The sequence below is a fragment of the Marivita sp. S0852 genome (assembly GCF_046591575.1).
Lineage (GTDB): Bacteria > Pseudomonadota > Alphaproteobacteria > Rhodobacterales > Rhodobacteraceae > Marivita.
In genome coordinates, this window is sequence record NZ_JBIQWA010000001.1 from 665,347 (window position 1) to 682,852 (window position 17,506).

Below are 17,506 nucleotides of genomic sequence, written 5' to 3' on the forward strand. Positions count from 1 at the left end.
GCTCAGGCCGCCAGCAAAGGATCAAGCTTTCCAGCCCGCTCCAAGGCGTAAAGCTCGTCACAGCCACCGACATGGGTGTCTCCGACGAAAATCTGCGGCACCGTTCGTTTGCCATTCGCGCGCTGAATCATCTCTGGCTTGCGCTTTGGATTGGCAAGAACGTCGATTTCAGTGAAGGTCGCGCCCTTCTGCGTCAACAACCGCTTTGCCGCATGACAGAAACCACAAAGTGGCGAAGTGTAAATTTCGATATTTTGCATGGCAGATCCCTTAACATGATTGTCTGGGATTTAGGCTGCCTTTGCAACGCGTGCCAGAACCATGACACAAATCTCGCGGCTCTGTGCAGAATGACAGGCCAATGAACAGGCCCCCAGCGTTGCGCCCGATGTCATGACATCATCAATCAAAAGAATGGGCCGGTCTTTCAGCAATGCCGATCTTTTTGGATTGGGCACGATAGAATCCGACAGTTCCGCAAACCGGTCAGCACGGTTTTTTCCGTCCAGCGATGCAGTCCGCCGTATGCGCAGCAACCCATCGGGACAATACACCAGCTTACGACGCGCGGCAATCGCTTGGGCCAGCAAGGCCGACTGATTGTACTTGCGCTTCAACAGACGTGTCAGATGCAGCGGGACGGGGATCACAACGGTATCCGGAGCCAGTGGATTTGCGCCCGCACCGATCATCCAATCGGCGGCGGTTTTGACAATATCGTGCCGATCCCCGTGCTTCAGGGCCAAGACAAGCTTTCTGCCAACGCCCTCGTACCGAAGCGGAGCGCGTCCGCGCACCCAGGGCCTGCCAACACGCATGCAATCATCACATTGCACACGATCCTCGGATGTCCCCGGAAGGGGCACACCACAAAGATCACAGACCAGCCCCGTGATAAACGGCGTTTCCGCGAAACACGCCGCGCAAAGACCGTGATCCTGTTCAACAAGGCCCCCGCACGCAAGACAGCGCGGCGGATAAACCATACGCAAGGCCATTTGCAATCCAGCCTGCAGCACCCTATCTGCGCCTCATGTCTGATACTCCTCAACTGACCGATCGCAACGCGCTGACGGCGCACCGTGCTCGCGCGGCCAAAGACCCTGCGCTGTTTCTGCACGAAGAAGCGATGGCTGATATCGAGGATCGTCTGTCGCTGGTTAACAAAACGTTTAGCAACCCGGCGATCATCTCTCCTTTTCCACAGATGTGGCAGGCGCGCTTTCCCGATGCCCGTTTTATTCAGGACGATGACATCCTGGATCTTGTCGAAGACAAACATGATCTGGTGATACACAGTCTTGCCCTGCATTGGGCGAATGATCCTGTCGGGCAGTTGATCCAGTGTCGCCGGGCGTTGCAGGCCGATGGGCTTTTGTTGGTCGTTACATTGGGCGGGCAAACCCTGCATGAATTGCGCGCCGCGTTGGGGCAGGCAGAGGTGGATGTCACCGGTGGTCTGTCCCCACGGGTTGCGCCGATGGGCGAAATCCGCGATCTTGGCGCATTGCTGCAGCGCGCCGGGCTGGCTTTGCCCGTCGCAGACAGCGCAATGTTGACCACAACCTACGAAACACCCTTGCATCTGATGCGCGATCTTCGCGCGATGGGGGAAACCAATGCGCTTTCCGGGCGTCTACGCACCGCGATGAGGCGCGATCTGCTGATGCGCACCGTTGAAACCTATATCGACACCTATGGGCGCGACGATGGCCGAATCCCTGCCACGTTTGAACTGATCACGCTGACAGGATGGGCACCGGATGCGTCACAGCCAAAGCCATTGCGCCCGGGATCAGCCTCACAAAGGCTGGCAGATGCATTGAAAACCGTCGAAACGCCTCTCAAAGATTGACCTGACCGGGATAGAGCTTAGGTAGCCCGAAAGATTGTTTAAGGACGAAGGCCTGATGTTGGACGCCACAAAAACCGCGCAACGCCCGACCCACGCACCAACCGAGCATCCAAAGGTGCCGGCGGCACGGGTGGGTATCCTGTTGGCCAACCTGGGAACGCCGGATGATTACACGTACTGGCCAATGCGTCGGTATCTGAACGAGTTTCTGTCAGACCGGCGTGTCATCGACTACAGCCCATGGCTGTGGCAGCCGCTTTTGCAACTGATCATTCTGACGAAACGTCCGTTTAGTTCGGGCGAAGCGTACAAGTCGATCTGGAACGAAGAACAAGGCGAAAGCCCGTTGATGACGATCACCAAGGACCAGACGGCCAAAGTTACCGAAGCGATGAAAAACCGCTATGGCGATCAGGTGATGGTTGATTTCTGCATGCGCTACGGCAATCCGTCGACGAAATCCAAGGTCCGCGAGATGGTCGAGGCAGGATGCCGCAAGATCCTCTTTTTCCCGCTCTATCCGCACTATGCCGGAGCCACGTCGGCCACCGCCAATGATCAATTATTCCGCGCGCTGATGGAAGAAAAATGGCAACCAACAGTTCGCACGGTCGACCCGTATTTTGAACATCCGCTCTATATCGAAGCATTGGCGCAGTCGATCGAGACAGCTTATTCCAAGATGGAAAAGCGCCCGGATATCCTGGTGTGTTCGTACCACGGGGTGCCAAAGCGCTATCTGATGGAAGGCGATCCGTATCACTGCCAGTGCCAAAAGACGACGCGCCTGTTGAAAGAGCGGCTTGGCTGGGATGATTCCGAAATTGTGACGACCTTCCAGTCAAAATTCGGCCCTGAAGAATGGCTCAAGCCTTACACCGTCGAAGAAGTAGCGCGGCTTGCAGAGGAAGACGGGAAAAAGAACATCGCTGTCTGTGCGCCTGCCTTTTCAGCGGACTGTATCGAGACGCTGGAAGAGATCAATGAAGAGATCAAGGAAAGCTTTGAAGAGGCCGGCGGCGAGCATTTCACCTATATTCCGTGCCTGAACGACGATCCGGCGCATATCACTGCGCTGTCTGCCGTCATCGAAGAGAACCTGAACGGGTGGCTTGATTAAACGAAGCGGCCGGTTGCAATAAAAAAGGCGGTGCCAGAAGCACCGCCTTTTTCAATTTCTTAACCCAAATTGGATTAGTCAGCAGCTGCAGCAGCCAGAAGGACGATAAGGACCAACGGGATGATCAGACCTGCGGAAGAGGAGCTTGCCGCTGCTTCTTCAACAACGACGACTGGCTCCATCACCACATCATTTTTTGCGTAAGAACCGGCCATTGCTGTCGAAGCAGCACCAGCAAACGCAGCGGCGAGAACGAGTTTCTTCATGTTAACCTCCAGATAATTAGCGTGTCGGTCCACCATAAGGTATGACGCAACAAGCACCCAAGACTTACCTCGTAGGGCTTTGTAAGCAGCTTATGAAGGCAATTGCAAACCTATCCTATCAAACGACTTTCCGGCGTTGCCGCTATGTCGTCAAATAAGCAACACCTGTGTGCCCACTTTTGCCAGCTCGTACAGTTCTTCGATATGTTCGTTGTAAAGGCCGATGCAGCCATTCGAAGAACGCCGTCCGATCTTGCGGGTGTCGTGCGTGCCGTGAATACGATAATACGTCCAGCTTAGGTGCAAGGACCGTGTGCCAAGCGGGTTATCCGGACCCGGAGGTACATAATCTGGCCATTCTGGATTGCGCTTTTTCATCGCCGGAGTTGGACGCCAATCCGGTTCCGGGTCTTTGAGGGTCACGCGCGTGCGACCGCGGCGTGTCAGATCTTCGCTAAGCGGCACCGAAGACGGGTACAAGCGATAGTCACCGCTTTCCATCCAGTAGTGCAAAGCGCGCGAATCGATATCAACCAAGATTGCTCCGTCTTTCAGGTTGCTGAAATACGGCCGCCAGTCGAGCGAGCGGAAACTTGATATGTTCCGGCGCACGATCTGCGACAAATCGCGCTCGATCTCGACTGTTGACGCATCGTTCACGTCTTGCGCGACAGCCGGTGTGGCGATTGCCGCAGCCGATCCTGCCAGAAACGCGCGGCGATTAACGGAGAAACGCGTAGATTTTGCCATGTCGTTGGCCTCTTGATTACGAAAACAGGGTCTTTAGGGTCTCAATGAACATATGACCGGAATGCCTCACTCGCAATTCAAAGGAATGTCAGACCGGCGAATCTTGGCCTTGTGTGTTTGATCCCACGCACCTGTGCGGCTAAGCGAAATATGAACCAGGATTTAGGTGACTGATCATGAAGCGTTCGACATTTCTTTTGGGGGCAGCGGCCTTGGCATTAACAGCCTGTGCCGGGGCACCTGTCACACCGACGCTTGGTCCGGATGGAAAGCCACTTCCGCGCCTGTACCGGATTCGCGCAGGCGATACCGGACGCATTCAGTTTCGGATGCTCGACGCGCTGAACGCGTTGCGTCAGGCATCCGGCGCGCCCGCTCTTGAACTGAATGCGCGGTTGAATGCAGCAGCCGCAACACACGCCCGCGACATGAGCGTTCAGAACCGCCCCTGGCATTTCGGGTCTGACGGGTCTTCCCCGATCACCCGTATCCAACGCGCAGGGTATTCTGGCCGCTTGGTGGGCGAAGCCATTTCCGAAACCTACGAAACAGAGCTGGAAACGCTTGGCGCATGGATGGAAACGCCCACGACGCGTGCTGTTCTGCTTGACCCGACGGGTCGGGATATGGGGTTTTCCTGGTTCCAGGAACCCAATGGAAAAATCTGGTGGAACCTGATCGTCGGCGCACCGGGTGAAACCGGGTTTATCCCGGTCAACGCGCCGTCCTGATCCGTGATTTCCCTAAAAATTTGACCTGATTCAAGGGTTGATCGTGATCGGCGTGCCATTGCGCACCATCGAATAAATCTCGCGCATCTCGCGATTTGTGACCGCGATACAGCCCCACGTCCAATCCCGACCACCCTTGCGATTCTTCCATGGTCGCCCATGGATAAAGATGTCGCCGCCGGGCGATTTTCCCATGGTACTGGCAATCTCTATGTCGCGCGGCCGGGGATAATCTATACCAATCGATAAATAAAAACTGCTGTTTGGATTGCGCCGGTCAATAAGATACTCGCCTTCCGGCGTGCGCCCGTCACCCTCGACCTGTTTGTGACCGACCGGCGCAAAGCCAAGACCGATATCATAGGATTTCAGCACTGCATCATGGTGCAGAAGATGCATTTTGCGTTCGCCCTTTTGAACCACCACGCGGGTGACCTCGGGGCCATCGTAGGTTGGGAACTTGCCGCAGGCCGTCAGCCCGACGAGAAGTGCCAGAAGACACAGAATTCGAAACATTGATTACACACTGCCTGTGTTCGTTTTCGTTTGCCGATATTATTTTGAAAACAGTTTACACGAGTTTAGCAAGAATTGGAAAAACGAAAACGTGAACTCAGCGCTCATTCAGCCGTTTTTCGATCGCTTCAAGCCTGTGCAACACCTCGTCACGGTAGGCATCCGTCTTTTCGTTTGATTCTTCCGCATGTGCGTCTTGCATGGAATTCACGATCAAACCGACCAAAAGGTTCACCACGGCAAAGGTGGTAACCATGATAAACGGCACGAAAAACGCCCAGGCCCAGGGATAAACCTCCATCACCGGACGCACGATCCCCATAGACCAGGATTCCAGGGTCATGATCTGAAACAGCGAATAAGCCGATAGACCAAGCCCACCGAACCAGTCGGGGAATGTCGCTCCGAACAGTTTTGTCGCCATCACCGCGCCGATATAGAAAATCAACGCCATCAACAAAAACACGCTGCCCATCCCCGGCAACGCGGTGATAAACCCTTCGACCACCCGGCGCAGCCGCGGTGTGGCCGATATGACCCGCAGTACCCGGAGAATTCGCAGCGCCCGCAACACCGAGAACCCCTGCGTGGCTGGCACCAGGGCGATCCCCACGATCACGAAATCAAAAAGGTTCCACCCACTTCGGAAAAACCGCCAACCCTGCGCAAACAGTTTCAGACCAATTTCAACGACAAAAATTGCAAGGCACAGCTGATCCAGGAATATGATCAGCGGACCCGCCAAGGCCATCGCGGCGTCAGAGGTTTCCATACCCAGAAGCACGGCGTTGAACACAATCACGCCAATGATAAAATTCGTCACCCACGGCTGTTCCAGAAATGACGCTACCTTGTTTCGCATTCGCCTGCCTCTTTACTTGTTACGACGGAGCAGCGCCGCCACCTCGACATGGGTGGACCATCTAAATTGATCAACCACCGTTACCCATTCAAGATCATAGCCCGCCCGCAAAAGAGTGGCGGTATCCCGCGCGAATGTGGTGGGGTGACACGAAACATGCGCAATTTGCGACACGGTGCTTTTCGCCAGTTCGGCAATTTGCGCAGCCGCTCCGGCGCGGGGCGGGTCAATGATTGCGGAATCGAACCTGTTCAGCTCGTTCGGGATAAGGGGATTGCGAAAAAGGTCGCGTGCCTCGTGAGTGATCCGTTTCAGGCCTTCGGTGTTGCGCCATGCATGATCAAGCGAATTCACCATGTCGCGGTCACCTTCGACGGCATGAACGGGTGCAAACTCGGCCATCGGCAAGGCAAATGTTCCGCATCCTGAAAACAGGTCAACAACGGCTTTGGGCCGTGGCAGAGCCTGTTTTACACTTTGAACCAACGCGGATTCACCCTCTTTGGTGGCTTGCAGAAACGCACCAGGCGGTGGTGTCACCTCGGCTTTGCCCAGTCGCACAACAGGCGACCGCCGCTGCAATACGATTTCGCCATCCCACGAGATCCGGGCAAGATCATATGCCCGCGCAAGATCAGACAACGCCTGATGCAGCGTAAGGTCCATGTCCTTACCGCCCGTGACAGCGATATCAAGGCCAAGCTCGGATCGCGTGACGAGGACCGACAATTCGCCCTTACGGGATGCGCCCAGCACGCCCAGCGTTTCGACCATTGGTAGCGCTGCTGTCAGATCGGGATGCACCAGCTGACAGTGTGGCACCGAAATGATCGTATCGGAGGCTTTCATGTGAAACCCGGCCAAAGCGCCCTTCTTTGTGCGGCGGACGGAAAAAGTTGCACGACGGCGCGATTGGGGCGCTGACGTGACCGGCGCGTCGAGGTCAATCGAAATTCCCTGACCCGCCAGCGCATGCCGGACGACATCACGCTTCCATTCGGAAGCAAATCTGTCAGAGACATGCTGAAGCTGGCATCCGCCACAAGATTTGGCATGGGAGCAGGGCGGCTTCACGCGATCCTCGGATGGGGTAACGATCCGAATGTTGCGAAGACGGTCCCCATCAAGGTCACCCGTCACGGTTTCACCGGGCAATGCGCCGCGTGCATAAATCGGGCCTGTGGCAATACCATCGCCATGCTGGCCGAGCCGTTCAATAAGATAGGTGGTCATGCGACGCGACATGACCGGAAAAATTCCTGCCGTCCAGATCAGACTTGAACGTCATCCGTCAAAGAGTGTCGATGCGCCGCGATTATTCCGCAGCCTGCGCAGAAATAAAGCCACCCGATTGCCGATCCCAATAGCGCGCATAGAGCCCATCTTGCGCCAGCAGCGCATCATGCGTGCCCATTTCGGCGATGCGGCCCTGGTCCATCACGATGATCCTGTCCATACGCGCAATAGTCGACAGACGGTGCGCAATGGCCAGGACGGTCTTGCCCTCCATCACACGCTCCAATGCGGCCTGAATCTGCGCCTCGACTTCGGAGTCCAGTGCGCTGGTCGCCTCGTCCAGTATCAGGATCGGGGCATCTTTCAGAATGGCGCGGGCCAACGCGATGCGTTGACGTTGACCGCCGGACAGTTTGACACCGCGTTCCCCAAGATGCGCATCATATCCTGTGCGCCCGCGATGATCTTCCAGATCCTGAATGAAATCATGCGCCTCGGCTTTGCGGGCAGCTTCGACAACCTCGGCCTCTGACGCGTCCGGTCGCCCATACCGGATATTGTCCATCGCAGACCTGTTGAACATGGCCGTTTCCTGCGTGACCATTCCAATCTGATGCCGCAGGCTGTCCTGGGTCACTTTGGAGATGTCCTGCCCGTCAATGGAAATCACGCCTTTTTCGGTGTCATAGAGCCGTAACAAAAGCGACACCAATGTCGATTTCCCGGCACCCGATGCGCCGACAATGGCCAGCTTTTCGCGCGGATGTATGGTCAGAGAAATGTCGTCAACGCCACCGGTTTGACGACCATAAGCAAACCCGACGCCGTCCAGATGAATACGTCCCTCAGTGACAGACAGTTCCCGCGCGTTCCTGGCGTCGACCAGGGTCTGATCCGGTGTCAGCGTGCGCATTCCATCCTCGACCTCTCCGACATTGGCGTAAAGACTCATCAAAGTGAAACTGACCCACCCTGTCATCTGCGCCAGCCGCAGGCTGATTGCGCCCGTTGCTGCGATATCTCCTGCCGAAATCAGACCCAGCGACCAGTACCACAACGCGCCGCCAATCAGCAGAATGGGCAGGATACCGGCCAAAGCCATCAGCCAGAACCGGAACGACACAGACACAGCGCTGAATTCAAGAAAACGGTGTCGGTATTCGCCCATCGCGCCCAGCGCCGCTGTGTCTTCGTAGCCTTGTCGACCGAACAATTTAACCGTCTTGATATTGGTCACAGTGTCCACAACCTGCCCCGTCACCATCGCACGCGCAGAGGCGCGCGCCTTGGATCGGGCCCGGATGCGCGGCATGAAGAACCGGATCAGGAAACCATATGCCACCATCCAGACCGTCAGTCCCAGAGCAATGCGCCAATCAACGGTGCCCAGCAAGACAACCGCACCGACAACCGACGCAAGCGCAAACAACACCGTGTGCACAACTTCGGTCACAACATCGTTCAATGCGCGGGCGGTCTGCATTTCCTTTTGGGCAATTCGGCCAGCAAAATCATCGTCGAAGAACGTCACCGACTGTCCAAGCGTATAGCGATGTATCCGCGACAGGGTCAGGTTCATGACATTTGGTTGCATCATGATGTTCTGCGAATAGGCATTCGCCCAAAGCAAAGCCGGGCGCAGCACAAGGAAAAACCCAAGCGACATAAGCAACAGAGGAGCGCCTTCGCTAAAAACCGCATCAGGGCCAGAGTTCAGCGCAGAATCGATGACCATCCCCAGCAGAATGGCTGCAACCACTTCGGTCACACCGCCCATGACCGACAACACCCCCGTCAGCCAAAGCACAGGTGTGCTGCCCTTTAGCGCCCAGCCAAAAAATGCGCCCAGTGTTTTGGGCGGTGGCCCGTCTGCCTCGGCAAATGGATCAATGTAGAACAGTTTCACTCTGCAGCCTCGGTATCAGTCTTTGTGGTCATGTCTGCGTCAGGGTCTGTGGCGATAAATCCGCCAGATTGACGCGCCCAGAAAGCTGCATATAGCCCTTTCTGCGCCAAAAGCGCGTCATGGGTGCCATCTTCGACGATCTTGCCCTTATCCATGACAAGAATTCGGTCCATATGCGCGATTGTCGACAAACGGTGCGCGATAGCGATTACGGTTTTGCCTTCCATCATGCCATACAACGTATCCTGAATCGCCGCTTCGACCTCGGAATCAAGAGCGCTTGTGGCCTCGTCCAGCAGAAGAATCGGCGCATCCTTCAGGATGACGCGCGCCAGGGTCACACGCTGGCGCTGGCCGCCGGACAGTTTGACACCTCGTTCGCCCACCTGCGCATCATATCCCACCCGGCCCTGCGGATCGGTCAAGTCCTTGATGAACTCATGCGCCTGAGCTTGTTCGGTCGCCGCGATAACCTCCTGTTCCGATGCCGCCGGACGGCCATACAGGATGTTGTCGCGCACCGACCGGTGCAGCAGCGAACTGTCCTGTTGCACCATGCCAATGGCCAATCGCAGGCTGTCTTGTGTGACCTTGGTGATGTCCTGACCATCAATCAGAATACGGCCGCGTTCCGGGTCATAAAACCGCAGCAGCAGTTTGACCAAGGTGGATTTGCCCGCACCGGATCGCCCGATCAGACCCACTTTTTCACCCGGAGCGATTGTCAGATCAATAGCATCCAACCCACCCGACTCGCGCCCGTAATGGTGTGTTAGAGACTGAATTTCAATCTTGCCCCGATCAAGCCGAAGCGGCTTGGCATCCGGCGCATCGACCAGTGAAATGGGCTGCGCAATGGTCTGCATCCCCTCAGACACAACGCCCAGCTGGCGGAAAAACGATGTCAGCGCCCACATAATCCATCCGGTCATCGCATTCAGCCGCAAGGTCAATGCAGTGGCCGCCGCCACGACGCCAACGCTGGCCTGGCCTTGCATCCATAGCCAGAATGCCCAGCCGACAACAGCGACGATCAAAAGACCGTTCAGCGTGACAAGCACCACATCCATGATGGTGAAAAGCCGCATTTCGTATTGAAAAGTCTTGCGCGTTTTTTCGATCGCGTCGCGGGCATACGCCAGTTCGTGATCATCATGGGCAAACATTTTGACCGAATGGATATTGGTGTAGCTGTCCACAACGCGGCCCGTCACCTCGGATCGCGCGTCAGACGCGGCCTCAGAGGCAGGGCCGACGCGTTTCACGGTCCAGACCACAAGCGCGCTATACAAAAACAGCCACCCGATCAACGGAATCGCCAGCCGCGGATCGGCTTGACCCAGCAGGATCAACGCACCGACGACATAGGCGATGGAAAACGTGAGCGCGTCAAAGATCTGAAACACCGCTTCTCCGGCGGCCGGAGGTGTCTGCATGATCCGGTTGGCAATGCGGCCGGCAAAATCGTTTTCGAACCAGCCAACCGATTGCCGCAACACATGTTTATGCGCGCGCCACCGGATCAAGGTTCCAAAATTCGGCAGGATGGTGTTGTTCAGCAAAAGCACATCCAATGCCTGCAACGCGGGGCGGATGAACAAGATGAACACAGCCAGCGCAATCAACCAGATGCCATAGCTGTCCCACACCTGCGCGGGATCGCCGGCAAGGATGTCAACAACCCATCCCATTGCCCAAATCAAGCCAATCTCGATAGAGGCAACCACCACAGACATCAGCGCCGCGTAGCCAAACACCCGCTTAAACGGCTTGGAATAGTCCAGCATGAACGGAAGCAGCTTTGTTGGCGGCGTGTCCGTCTCGTCATACCGTCCATACGGATCGACCATGTTTTCAAAAAAACGGAACACAGGCGTGTCTCCTTGGGTGCAAAACGGCAAGCAACACGCGTTCAAAGTGAAAGCGCCCGCAGTAAGATATAGTGTTGTGTTCGGTGTTGTCCGTCGTGACAGGCGCACATTAGCTGCGCGTCGCCCAAAAGGGAAATGGATCAGCGCAAAAGCTCTTCTTTCGTCAGGGTCAATCCCGATGCAATCCAGCGCGCTTCGATTTCCCTTAGCTTTTCGCCCAATGCCGACCCGGAAAATTCGGGCATCAAATGCGAGGCTTTGACCGGACATTTTGCCGATGCAGCATCGGCAGCAACATCAAGGCAAACCGGATCAAGCGGTGTTTCCAGCAAAGCAGAGCGCAGCAAGATCACGCTTGTCGCCACATCAGCCCCGTATCGGTATCCCAACTCTGCCGCTGTTTCAGACCCAGAGATAAGGCTCTGATACTGGGTAAGTTGCCGTTGTGATGTCTTTGACAGCCGCAGCGACGCGCCATCGAAAACGCCCAAACACGCCAACCGCCGCATCGGATCGGGTGCGATGCCATGCTCCTGCTCAAGATGCACTAATGGCGCAAGACCGCGCATATCGCTGCCGGGCAGGATTGCAATCAATACGCCGGTTTGCGCCATCGACCCAACAGCAGGGGCCGGATCATGGGCCGACAACAGCTTGACCAATTCCGCCCCGACCCTCTCGCGGGAGAGCGTGGTCAACCCGTCTAGGTTTGCCGAAATCGCAGCAAGCGCATCGGAATCGAACCCAAGGTCAGGATCACCATACCAAGCGGCAAACCGGAAGAACCGCAGAATACGCAAGAAATCTTCGGTGATCCGGGCGGTGGCATCCCCAATAAACCGCACGCGCCGCGCCTGCAGGTCAGGCAAACCATCCAGCGGGTCAAGAACCTGGCCCGACGCATCGGCATAAAGCGCATTCATCGTGAAATCACGACGCCGCGCGTCTTCTGTCATATCTGTGGAAAACTGCACGATGGCATGACGCCCATCCGTTTCGGTGTCGGCCCGGAACGTGGTAACCTCGTACCCTGTGCCACCTGACACCAACGTCACCGTGCCGTGGTCAATGCCGGTCGGGACCGATTTGATACCAGCCTCTTTTGCCAAAGCCTGAACCGTTTCGGGTGTGGCGTCGGTGGCAATGTCCACATCGGTGACAGGCACACCCAGCACGGTGTTGCGCACACATCCGCCAACGGCAAACGCCTGATGTCCCGTCGCAGTCAGCGCCGAAAACACCGCTTGTGTTGCCTCTGCGCCAAGCCAGTCTCCAGACACTTTCATACGGCCTCCATGCGCTCTGCCAGTCCACGCAGAATACGCGCTGTCGCGCCCCAGATGTAATAAGGACCGAACGGAACCGTATAATAGTGCCGCCGTGTTCCCCGCCACCTCCGGAACTGGATGGTGAAATCCTCCATCCGGGTGACATTTTCAAAAGGCACCGTAAAAACTTCATCCACCTCGCCCGGCTCTGGCAAAACGTCAAATGCGCTGTCAATCCAACCGACAACAGGCGTCACCATAAAGCCCGTTACGGTCTCGTGCGGAGGAAGCGTTCCAAGGACTTCGACAGCTTGTTGAGGCAACCCCACCTCTTCATTTGCTTCGCGCAAGGCTGCTGCAATAACGTCAGAATCAGTGTCATCCTGTTTGCCACCGGGAAACGCAATCTGCCCCGGATGGTGCTTTAGGCGGGATGATCGTTTCGTCAACAACATCCGCGCCCCAGCCCCATGCCGCAACACAGGCACCAATACACCGGCAGGGCGCAGTTTACGCCCTTCCGGCAAGATCACATCTGGGTTCAGATCAAAATCAGAGGACGATCCGCTGGTTGATGCCAAGGCAGAGAAAAGACGTTCACGTTCATTCACCCGACACCTCTTTTGCCTCGAACCCCACGCTTGCCGGATCAAGGTCGTAATGCGCGCCGCAGAATTGGCAATCTGCCGTGACACGGCCCTCCTCGGTGGTCATTTTTTCAATGTCCCGCGCCGAATAGATCGAAAGACTTTGGCGCACACGATCCTCGGAACAGGTACACCCGAAGCGCACCGGCAAGGCATCAAAGACACGCGGGTCTTCTTCGTGAAACAACCGCACAAGCAGATCCGTCGTTGGCAGGGATGGGCCGATCAGTTCCATATCCTCGACTGTGGCCAAGTGAAAATTCACACGAGTCCAGTTTTCGCCTTCGTCATCGCTCAAAAGATCCTCGGCAAGCAACAGCCCTTTTTCACCAGAACCCCCGCCAGAGACACTTGGCGATGCTTTGGGCATATGCTGGATCATAATACCCCCGGCACGCCAATGCTGCGCCACGCCCGGTTCGGTCGATTGGCCAAAGCTCAGGGCGAATTTCGTCGGGATCTGTTCGGACTGCGCGAAATACGCTTCGGCACAAGACGCCAGCGTTTTCCCCGCCAAAGGCGTGATGCCCTGATAGGGCTGCATCCCTTCGCCCTGATCCATCAGAATGGCAAAGTAGCCTTCTCCGATCTGATCCATCGGCGCGCCATCCGTGATCTTGTCCGGATCAAAGCTGGCATAGGCCCGGATGCGCGCCGGCTCTCCTTCCGCCTCGGGTGCATAGAAATCTGTCGCTATCATGCGCACAGCACCTTTGGACTGAACCTGAAGCGACAGCTTCCAACGCAATTTGATTGTCTGGCCGATCAACGCGGTCAAAAGCGCCATTTCGGCGACCAACGCCTCGACCGCAGGTGGGTAGTTATGTTGTTTCAAAATACCGCTCAGCACCCCATCAAGACGGGTAACACGGCCACGAATGTCCGCGCGATCAAGCTGAAATGGCAGGACAGTGTCGTCCCAGGCGAGTTTCGATCCAAGTGTCATGGGGTTTCCTTGCTTGCCGCCCTCCGGCATACCCGCGTCTATATAAGAGTCCTTAGAGCAGGTCCAAGGGTCAGAAAGGGATTGCAGCAATGCGCAGGTTTGGTGAACCTCCGGAATCGGGTCGCTCATACAGGTTGAGAACCGGGGCTTACGCAATCTTACCCGGCGCAAGTGGCCTTCTTTTGACGCATCAGGATGCCCCCGAACCAGAAATCCAATTGCCGGGGGGCGGTGTTGATCCCGGGGAATCCCCGGTCCAGGCGTTGATCCGCGAAGTGTACGAAGAAACCGGGTGGCGGATTGCACGCCCGATGCGTTTGGGGGCCTATCGTCGTTTCACCTATATGCCAGAATACGATCTGTGGGCCGAGAAAATGTGCCTGATTTATATGGCTTTGCCCGTGAGGTGTTATGGACCACCCTTAGAACCCGGACATACCGCACTTTGGATGTCAGCCGAAGAGGCCCTGTCACACTTGGCCAATAGCGGCGATCGGGATTTCGTTGACCGCTTTTCATCATACGCCACCATATTCCAAAAGCGCCGCTGAGATGTCATCATCGAAGTCCTGCGCAAACCGGGTTTTGGCTTGCAATGCCTCGTAGAGACCATCAAGAAAGTCCGGACCGGACCGATCCGCCGCAACCGATTTCACAATTTCAAGAAATCCATCCTCATCCAGCATCCTACCATCCGGCAGCATCGCTTCGGTAAACCCGTCGGAATACAGCAACACTTTGTCGCCAGGATGCAGCTTAACGGTATGATCTTCGTATTCCGCGTCTTCTATCAGGCCGATGGGCAAGCCCCCATCCCCCAGAAAAGCCACCTCACCAGTCGCGCGAAGCAACAGCGGCGGCGGATGGCCTGCCTGCACGAACCGGGTGCGCCCGGATTGCGCGTCGACCTGAACATACGCCATCGTCAGATATTCGGTAACACCCTTCTGCCCCACCATCCGGGCGTTCAGGCGGGACGCCACGCATTTGGGTGGCAGGAATCCATCCTGCGCCCCACACCGGCGCAAAGCGAGGTTTTCGTCAGGGTATTTTGACGTCAGATACCCGGCGACCCGAGCGGTAATCATCGCAGATGCGATACCGTGCCCAGAGACATCCAGATTGAACAAGCCAAAATCACCACACGCGTCCCCGAACATCCCGGCAAGATCCCCGCCAACATGGCCACATGAATGCAGCATGACACTGACCTGGCTTTTGCCATAGCGCACCGATCGGGTCGGCATCAGCGATTGCTGCAACACGCGCGCTTGTTGAAGGTCTTTGTTGATCGACGCGTGAACGGTTTGCAGCTCGGACAATGTTTTGGCGATAACGCCGTTTTTCGCTTGCAGCTCTTGCTCCATCGACAAAATGCGCGCCCCTGCCAGGATACGCGCACGCAGTTCATCCCCGTGAACCGGTTTGGTCAGAAAATCATCGGCACCGGATTCAAGCCCTGACGCGACCGCCGCTTTTTCGGATTTTGACGTGAGCAAGATAAAATACCCATATCTGTCACGCTTCATCCGGCGGAACGCTTTGCAAAACTCGACACCGCTCATGCCGGGCATCATCCAATCCGAAATGATCAAGTCCGGATAGAAGCTTTCACATAATGTCAGACCCTTTTCGGCATCTTCCGCCTCTGCCACCTCGAACCCCCAGCGTTCGAGCATCAGAGTCAGAATGCGTCGCTGTGCACGACTGTCGTCCACAACAAGAACGCGACGAAGGCAGTCGGACTGCACTTTGGGGAACGCGGATTGCGCGTTCCGTAACATACCCATTTCACCAACCCACACGTTGGCCCCCGCAAGCGGCTTACGGTCGAGACCTTAACAAGACATGAAACCTATAATTGTCACGAATAACCCAAACATCGTTGCGTTTTCTTCATAATCAGCCGGTAACAAGAACCGCGGAGGATTGTGTGATGATCGACTGGGTTCGTGTATCGGAACTGCGCAGCGAAATCGGTGCAGATGATTTTGAAGAGGTGGCAAACCTGTTCCTGACGGAAGTGGAAGACACGCTTTTGCGTCTCGACGCGGCGGCGGGGAACAACGCCGAAATGCAGGCCTTGATGCATTTTCTGAAGGGGTCTGCCCTGAACCTTGGGTTTAGCGACCTTTCGATCCTGTGCAGCAAGGGCGAAAGCGATGCCGCGCAGGGCCATGTCACATTTGACCCGCAAGCCCTAAAAGACCTTTTTGCCCAGTCCCGTAAAGCCTTTGAAACCGAATATCCGAAACGATACGCGGCTTAGGTTAGACGATGATGATCCTAGATCACAAATTGCGCAAGAAGATCGTCGTCAGTGATATCCTGATAGGTGAATCCACCTGCATCAAGTTTGCCAAACAGATCATCAAAACTGGACGCTCTTTTGGTTTCGATTCCAATCAACACTGAACCATAGTTCCGTGCGGATTTTTTCAGGTATTCAAAACGGGCAATATCGTCATCGGGGCCAAGAAACCCCAGAAAATCTTTCAATGCGCCGGGGCGTTGCGGCAGCCTGAGGATGAAGTATTTCTTCAACCCAAGATATTTCTGGGCGCGTTCTTTCACTTCGGGCAAACGTTCAAAATCAAAATTACCGCCGGTGGTGACACAAACCACCGTTCGACCCCGAATGGACTGGCCCAAATCCTGCAAGGCATCAATCGACAACGCACCCGCAGGTTCCAGAACAATGCCTTCGACGTTCAGCATTTCAAGAATGGTCGTACACAACCGATCCTCGCGGATGGTCAGTGTATTGGCCAGACCAACATCCTTGAGCCGGGCAAATGTCTTTTGCCCGATCTGTCCAACAGCTGCGCCATCGGCAAAGGTGTTTACCGTGTCCAAACTGACAGGTTTTCCGGCATCCAATGCCGCACGCAGGCTCGCACCGCCAGCAGGTTCAACAAACGTGTATTGGCACTGGGTTCCAAGATAGCTCAGCATCCCGGCCGACAGACCGCCACCGCCCACCGGAAGCACCAGATGGTCCGGGCATTTACCAAGCTGCTCCATCATTTCGACCGCAACACTGGCCTGCCCTTCGATCACATCCTCATCGTCAAATGGCGATAGGAAATGCCCCCCGGACTCTGCGCAGAACGCCTGGGCCGACGCCAGCGTGTCATCAAAATAATCCCCCGTCAGGCGGATTTCGATGCTGTCGCCCCCGAACATGGATGTCTTTTGGATCTTCTGCTGTGGCGTTGTCACCGGCATAAAGATCACGCCCTTTTTCCCGAAATGGCGGCACATATAGGCAACGCCCTGCGCATGGTTTCCGGCACTTGCGCACACAAAGACACCAACATCGGGCCGTTTGCGCATCGCATTGAACGCACCCCGCAGTTTGTAACTTCTTACCGGGGACAGATCTTCGCGCTTGAGATAGACTTCTGCGTGATAGAGGTCCGACAGATGCGCGTTGCGTTGCAACGGGGTCTGCGGGAAAACATCGCGCATCGCCTGCGTGGCGTCGCGCGCGGATTGGGCAAAATCAGTCATACAGTCCCCCTAGGCATTT

The 17,506-nt window shown here is 56.0% G+C and carries 19 protein-coding genes and 1 pseudogene; 5 read left to right on the forward strand and 15 right to left on the reverse strand.

Annotated features, from left to right (window positions below; translation table 11 throughout):
• Positions 1 to 2 precede the first annotated feature (2 nt).
• The 3 genes and pseudogenes from grxC to ACG74X_RS03230 all read right to left on the reverse strand — a co-directional run.
• Positions 3 to 260: a glutaredoxin 3 gene (gene grxC / locus ACG74X_RS03220; RefSeq protein WP_411232684.1), complete on the reverse strand. Its 258-nt coding sequence runs from the start codon at positions 258 to 260 to the stop codon at positions 3 to 5.
• Positions 261 to 290: 30 nt separating this feature from the next.
• Positions 291 to 746 carry a ComF family protein gene (locus ACG74X_RS03225; RefSeq protein WP_411232887.1) on the reverse strand — a complete coding sequence of 152 codons (456 nt, stop codon included), beginning with the start codon at positions 744 to 746 and terminating at the stop codon, positions 291 to 293.
• Positions 747 to 827: 81 nt separating this feature from the next.
• Positions 828 to 998, reverse strand: a pseudogene (locus ACG74X_RS03230) (double zinc ribbon domain-containing protein); the annotation flags it as partial.
• A gap of 35 nt (positions 999 to 1,033) precedes the next feature.
• On the opposite strand from ACG74X_RS03230, the gene ACG74X_RS03235 reads away from it, so the two are divergent.
• Together ACG74X_RS03235 and hemH are read left to right on the forward strand one after the other, a co-directional pair.
• Positions 1,034 to 1,855 carry an SAM-dependent methyltransferase gene (locus tag ACG74X_RS03235; RefSeq protein WP_411232686.1) on the forward strand — a complete coding sequence of 274 codons (822 nt, stop codon included), beginning with the start codon at positions 1,034 to 1,036 and terminating at the stop codon, positions 1,853 to 1,855.
• Positions 1,856 to 1,910: 55 nt separating this feature from the next.
• Positions 1,911 to 2,975, forward strand: coding sequence for a ferrochelatase (gene hemH / locus ACG74X_RS03240; protein ID WP_411232688.1), 1,065 nt, complete (start codon positions 1,911 to 1,913; stop codon positions 2,973 to 2,975).
• 74 nt (positions 2,976 to 3,049) lie between these two features.
• On the opposite strand, the gene ACG74X_RS03245 is transcribed toward hemH, so the two are convergent.
• Together ACG74X_RS03245 and ACG74X_RS03250 are read right to left on the reverse strand one after the other, a co-directional pair.
• Positions 3,050 to 3,241, reverse strand: coding sequence for a ferrochelatase (locus ACG74X_RS03245; RefSeq protein ID WP_411232690.1), 192 nt, complete (start codon positions 3,239 to 3,241; stop codon positions 3,050 to 3,052).
• A gap of 150 nt (positions 3,242 to 3,391) precedes the next feature.
• On the reverse strand, positions 3,392 to 3,991 hold the full coding sequence (locus ACG74X_RS03250) for a L,D-transpeptidase (protein ID WP_411232691.1): 600 nt from the start codon (positions 3,989 to 3,991) through the stop codon (positions 3,392 to 3,394).
• 176 nt (positions 3,992 to 4,167) lie between these two features.
• Here ACG74X_RS03250 and ACG74X_RS03255 point away from each other — a divergent pair, with 176 nt between their 5' ends.
• A complete protein-coding gene (locus tag ACG74X_RS03255) occupies positions 4,168 to 4,722 on the forward strand; it encodes a CAP domain-containing protein (protein WP_411232693.1) in 555 nt (184 codons plus the stop codon).
• A 30-nt stretch (positions 4,723 to 4,752) separates the two neighbouring features.
• On the opposite strand, the gene ACG74X_RS03260 is transcribed toward ACG74X_RS03255, so the two are convergent.
• From ACG74X_RS03260 to ACG74X_RS03295, 8 genes are all read right to left on the reverse strand, one after another.
• On the reverse strand, positions 4,753 to 5,238 hold the full coding sequence (locus tag ACG74X_RS03260) for a L,D-transpeptidase family protein (RefSeq protein WP_411232695.1): 486 nt from the start codon (positions 5,236 to 5,238) through the stop codon (positions 4,753 to 4,755).
• Between the two features lie 97 nt (positions 5,239 to 5,335).
• The gene (locus ACG74X_RS03265) at positions 5,336 to 6,100 is read right to left on the reverse strand and encodes an ion transporter (RefSeq protein WP_411232696.1); all 765 of its coding nucleotides are present in this window, start codon (positions 6,098 to 6,100) and stop codon (positions 5,336 to 5,338) included.
• Positions 6,101 to 6,112: 12 nt separating this feature from the next.
• On the reverse strand, positions 6,113 to 7,333 hold the full coding sequence (locus ACG74X_RS03270) for a class I SAM-dependent RNA methyltransferase (protein ID WP_411232697.1): 1,221 nt from the start codon (positions 7,331 to 7,333) through the stop codon (positions 6,113 to 6,115).
• An 82-nt stretch (positions 7,334 to 7,415) separates the two neighbouring features.
• Positions 7,416 to 9,242 (reverse strand): ABC transporter ATP-binding protein, encoded by a 1,827-nt coding sequence (locus ACG74X_RS03275; protein WP_411232699.1) that lies wholly within the window; start codon positions 9,240 to 9,242, stop codon positions 7,416 to 7,418.
• The gene (locus tag ACG74X_RS03280; protein WP_411232701.1) at positions 9,239 to 11,113 is read right to left on the reverse strand and encodes an ABC transporter ATP-binding protein; all 1,875 of its coding nucleotides are present in this window, start codon (positions 11,111 to 11,113) and stop codon (positions 9,239 to 9,241) included. Before ACG74X_RS03280 ends, ACG74X_RS03275 begins: the two co-directional genes overlap by 4 nt.
• Positions 11,114 to 11,253: 140 nt before the next feature.
• Entirely contained in the window at positions 11,254 to 12,399 is a 1,146-nt protein-coding gene (locus ACG74X_RS03285; protein ID WP_411232703.1) for a CCA tRNA nucleotidyltransferase, read from the reverse strand.
• Positions 12,396 to 12,992 carry a CoA pyrophosphatase gene (locus ACG74X_RS03290; RefSeq protein ID WP_411232705.1) on the reverse strand — a complete coding sequence of 199 codons (597 nt, stop codon included), beginning with the start codon at positions 12,990 to 12,992 and terminating at the stop codon, positions 12,396 to 12,398. The genes ACG74X_RS03285 and ACG74X_RS03290 overlap by 4 nt, the downstream gene beginning before the upstream one ends.
• Positions 12,985 to 13,974, reverse strand: coding sequence for an Hsp33 family molecular chaperone HslO (locus ACG74X_RS03295; protein ID WP_411232707.1), 990 nt, complete (start codon positions 13,972 to 13,974; stop codon positions 12,985 to 12,987). Before ACG74X_RS03295 ends, ACG74X_RS03290 begins: the two co-directional genes overlap by 8 nt.
• A gap of 89 nt (positions 13,975 to 14,063) precedes the next feature.
• On the opposite strand from ACG74X_RS03295, the gene ACG74X_RS03300 reads away from it, so the two are divergent.
• Positions 14,064 to 14,525 carry an NUDIX domain-containing protein gene (locus ACG74X_RS03300; protein WP_411232709.1) on the forward strand — a complete coding sequence of 154 codons (462 nt, stop codon included), beginning with the start codon at positions 14,064 to 14,066 and terminating at the stop codon, positions 14,523 to 14,525.
• On the opposite strand, the gene ACG74X_RS03305 is transcribed toward ACG74X_RS03300, so the two are convergent.
• Positions 14,493 to 15,758, reverse strand: coding sequence for a PP2C family protein-serine/threonine phosphatase (locus ACG74X_RS03305; protein WP_411232711.1), 1,266 nt, complete (start codon positions 15,756 to 15,758; stop codon positions 14,493 to 14,495). The genes ACG74X_RS03300 and ACG74X_RS03305 overlap by 33 nt on opposite strands.
• A 152-nt stretch (positions 15,759 to 15,910) precedes the next feature.
• Here ACG74X_RS03305 and ACG74X_RS03310 point away from each other — a divergent pair, with 152 nt between their 5' ends.
• Positions 15,911 to 16,243 (forward strand): Hpt domain-containing protein, encoded by a 333-nt coding sequence (locus ACG74X_RS03310; protein ID WP_411232713.1) that lies wholly within the window; start codon positions 15,911 to 15,913, stop codon positions 16,241 to 16,243.
• 17 nt (positions 16,244 to 16,260) lie between these two features.
• Here ACG74X_RS03310 and ilvA read toward each other — a convergent pair whose 3' ends face one another.
• Positions 16,261 to 17,487, reverse strand: coding sequence for a threonine ammonia-lyase IlvA (ilvA, locus tag ACG74X_RS03315; protein WP_411232714.1), 1,227 nt, complete (start codon positions 17,485 to 17,487; stop codon positions 16,261 to 16,263).
• Positions 17,488 to 17,506 lie beyond the last annotated feature (19 nt).

What these genes read in the sequence shown, in the direction of transcription:
- grxC (WP_411232684.1), bottom strand. Translation starts at nt 260, where the DNA reads ATGCAAAATATCGAAATTTACACTTCGCCACTTTGTGGTTTCTGTCAT.
- ACG74X_RS03235 (WP_411232686.1), top strand. Translation starts at nt 1,034, where the DNA reads ATGTCTGATACTCCTCAACTGACCGATCGCAACGCGCTGACGGCGCAC.
- hemH (WP_411232688.1), top strand. Translation starts at nt 1,911, where the DNA reads ATGTTGGACGCCACAAAAACCGCGCAACGCCCGACCCACGCACCAACC.
- ACG74X_RS03245 (WP_411232690.1), bottom strand. Translation starts at nt 3,241, where the DNA reads ATGAAGAAACTCGTTCTCGCCGCTGCGTTTGCTGGTGCTGCTTCGACA.
- ACG74X_RS03250 (WP_411232691.1), bottom strand. Translation starts at nt 3,991, where the DNA reads ATGGCAAAATCTACGCGTTTCTCCGTTAATCGCCGCGCGTTTCTGGCA.
- ACG74X_RS03255 (WP_411232693.1), top strand. Translation starts at nt 4,168, where the DNA reads ATGAAGCGTTCGACATTTCTTTTGGGGGCAGCGGCCTTGGCATTAACA.
- ACG74X_RS03260 (WP_411232695.1), bottom strand. Translation starts at nt 5,238, where the DNA reads ATGTTTCGAATTCTGTGTCTTCTGGCACTTCTCGTCGGGCTGACGGCC.
- ACG74X_RS03265 (WP_411232696.1), bottom strand. Translation starts at nt 6,100, where the DNA reads ATGCGAAACAAGGTAGCGTCATTTCTGGAACAGCCGTGGGTGACGAAT.
- ACG74X_RS03270 (WP_411232697.1), bottom strand. Translation starts at nt 7,333, where the DNA reads ATGACCACCTATCTTATTGAACGGCTCGGCCAGCATGGCGATGGTATT.
- ACG74X_RS03285 (WP_411232703.1), bottom strand. Translation starts at nt 12,399, where the DNA reads ATGAAAGTGTCTGGAGACTGGCTTGGCGCAGAGGCAACACAAGCGGTG.
- ACG74X_RS03295 (WP_411232707.1), bottom strand. Translation starts at nt 13,974, where the DNA reads ATGACACTTGGATCGAAACTCGCCTGGGACGACACTGTCCTGCCATTT.
- ACG74X_RS03300 (WP_411232709.1), top strand. Translation starts at nt 14,064, where the DNA reads ATGCGCAGGTTTGGTGAACCTCCGGAATCGGGTCGCTCATACAGGTTG.
- ACG74X_RS03305 (WP_411232711.1), bottom strand. Translation starts at nt 15,758, where the DNA reads ATGTTACGGAACGCGCAATCCGCGTTCCCCAAAGTGCAGTCCGACTGC.
- ACG74X_RS03310 (WP_411232713.1), top strand. Translation starts at nt 15,911, where the DNA reads ATGATCGACTGGGTTCGTGTATCGGAACTGCGCAGCGAAATCGGTGCA.
- ilvA (WP_411232714.1), bottom strand. Translation starts at nt 17,487, where the DNA reads ATGACTGATTTTGCCCAATCCGCGCGCGACGCCACGCAGGCGATGCGC.